The sequence below is a fragment of the Mesorhizobium sp. M1A.F.Ca.IN.020.06.1.1 genome, from assembly GCF_004023265.1.
Lineage (GTDB): Bacteria > Pseudomonadota > Alphaproteobacteria > Rhizobiales > Rhizobiaceae > Mesorhizobium.
Window position 1 is genome coordinate 1 of the sequence record NZ_RZSR01000947.1, and the last position, 2297, is coordinate 2297.

Annotated in this window: 2 protein-coding genes and 1 pseudogene; 1 reads left to right on the plus strand and 2 read right to left on the minus strand. The window is 63.9% G+C overall.

Annotation, left to right across the window (positions count from 1 at the left end):
* Positions 1-85, minus strand: an 85-nt coding sequence (locus EOA60_RS29390; RefSeq protein ID WP_206628311.1) for a sarcosine oxidase subunit delta, incomplete at its 3' end; no start/stop codon positions are given.
* Positions 86-97: 12 nt separating this feature from the next.
* Positions 98-1357 (minus strand): sarcosine oxidase subunit beta, encoded by a 1260-nt coding sequence (locus EOA60_RS29395; protein ID WP_095825686.1) that lies wholly within the window; start codon positions 1355-1357, stop codon positions 98-100.
* A 205-nt stretch (positions 1358-1562) separates the two neighbouring features.
* Here EOA60_RS29395 and EOA60_RS29400 point away from each other — a divergent pair.
* A pseudogene (locus tag EOA60_RS29400) lies at positions 1563-2297 on the plus strand (mechanosensitive ion channel family protein); the annotation flags it as partial.

Consider the following 2297-nt stretch of genomic DNA (forward strand, 5'->3'; position numbering starts at 1 on the left):
ATTGCGGCCGCTCGCGGTTGCCGTCGCCCTGGTAGGTGAACTCAATGACATCGCGCGGGCCGCAATAGGGACAAGTGATCAGCATATGATTCGAAACCTAATGCAGCCGCGGCGTCGCGCCCTGGCCTTTGTCGTCGATGATGAGGCCGCGATAGAAACGGTCGAGCGTGAAGGGCGCGTTGAACTCGTGCGGCTCGTCCTTGGCGATGGTCCAGGCAAAGCACCATCCTGAGGCTGGCGTTGCCTTGAAGCCGCCATAACACCAGCCGCAATTGAGATACATGCCGGGCAGCGGGCCGGTGGTGATGATCGGCGAACCGTCCATCGTCATGTCACAAAGCCCGCCCCAGGAGCGCAGCATGCGCACCCGCGCCAGGCCCGGGAAGAGTGCCAGCATCTCGCTCATCACCTCGTCGACGACGGGCAGGCTGCCGCGCTGGGCATAGCTGTTGTAGCCGTCGAGGTCCCCGCCATAGACGAGGCCGCCCTTGTCGGATTGCGAGATGTAGAAGTGGCCCATGCCGAAGGTGAGAACGGTGCCGATGATCGGCTTCAGCGATTCCGAGACGAAGGCCTGCAGAACGTGGCTTTCGATCGGCATATGCGAAATGCCGGCAAGCTGCATGACTTGGCCGGTGCTGCCGGCCACCGCAAGCGCCACCTTCTTGGCGCGGATATCGCCGCGCGTCGTCGTCACACCGGTGATGCGGTCGCCGTCGCGCAGGAAGCCGGTGACCTCGCAATTCTCGATGATGTCGACGCCGCGCCGGTCGGCGCCGCGCGCATAGCCCCAGGCGACGGCGTCGTGGCGCGCGGTTCCGGCACGCGGCTGCATCAGCCCGCCAAGGATTGGAAATCGCGCCGAGCCCGAAACGTTCAGGGCCGGAACAAGGCGCTTGATCTCTTTGACGCTCATCAGTTCGGCGTCGACGCCGAGATGGCGCATGGCATTGCCGCGCCTTGCGTAGTCGTCGACCTGAGCCGGCGTGTGCGCGAGGTTCAGGCAGCCCCGCTGCGAGAACATGACGTTGTAGTTGAGGTCATGCGACAGGTTCTCCCACAGCTTCATCGAATGTTCGTAGAAGCGGGTGTTCTGCGGCAAAAGATAGTTGGAGCGCACCGCCGTGGTGTTGCGCCCGACATTGCCCGAGCCCAGCCAGCCTTTTTCCAGCACAGCGACATTGGTGATGCCGTGCTCCTTGGCGAGGTAATAGGCGGTCGAGAGCCCATGGCCGCCGCCACCGATGACGATCACATCATAGGACGCCTTGGGGTCCGGCTTGCGCCAGGCCGGTTTCCAGTCCTGGTTGCCGTTGAGCGCGTTCTTGAGCAGCGAAAAGGCTGAGTATTCCGCCATTCTTCCTGTCGTCCTTTTGGTGCGAGCCGGCAGACTATAGAGCAGGCGAGAAGCGCAAAGCCAAGATTGCGCCATCGCTTTTCGACAGGCCGACTTCGATCCGCGCCGAGGCCCGCGGATGGAGACGTCTTGCCGCCTGATAGGCCGGTCTTTATCAAGGGCAGGATTTTCGAAGATTTTTCGGCCGTGAGTCGCCCGTCACGTCATGATTTTCCGACTGCTCCGCCTGATCCTGATCGCCATTGTCGCCGTCGCGGCGCAGCCCTCGCCCGGCGCGATGGCGCAGGCGATCGGCCAGGGCTCCACGCAGCTCATCGCCGACCAGACCAAGGCCATCCAGGATCTGACGGCCAAGACCGACGGACTGGAGAAGAAGTTAAGCGCCCCAGACCAGGACGATGCCGGCCTTGTCGATATCCGCTTGCAGCTCGAGGATATTTCACGGGCAGCGCTGAACAGCGCGCTCGCGTTCCGATCGCGCCTCAACGACATCAATGCGCGCATCCAGGTATTGGGGCCGCCGCCGGCCCAGGGGCAGCCGCCGGAGCCGGCGATCGTCGCCAACGAGCGCGCGGCGCTTACGGCCGAGAAGGCCGAGATCAACGCCGTGGTCGCCGGCGCGCAGAACCTGTCCATCCGCATCAGCGGGCTGGTCGACAGGATCGCCACGCTACGCAGTCAGCTTTTCCGCAGCGTTCTGACGAAACGCTACGAGTTGAGCGATGCGCTGAGCCCGCAGGCCTTTTCCGACGCGCACGACCAGTTCACCGGCCTCTACAAGGCGGTGGCGTCCTGGCTCACCTTCGCATTGAAGTTCAAGTTCCAGGCGATGCTTGCGGCGACGCTGATGGCGCTGGCGCTGGCGGCCGTGCTGCTGATCGGGGGCAGGCGTCTCTTCGGCCGCATCTTCGAGGCCGATGCTTCGGTCGAAGAGCCGTCG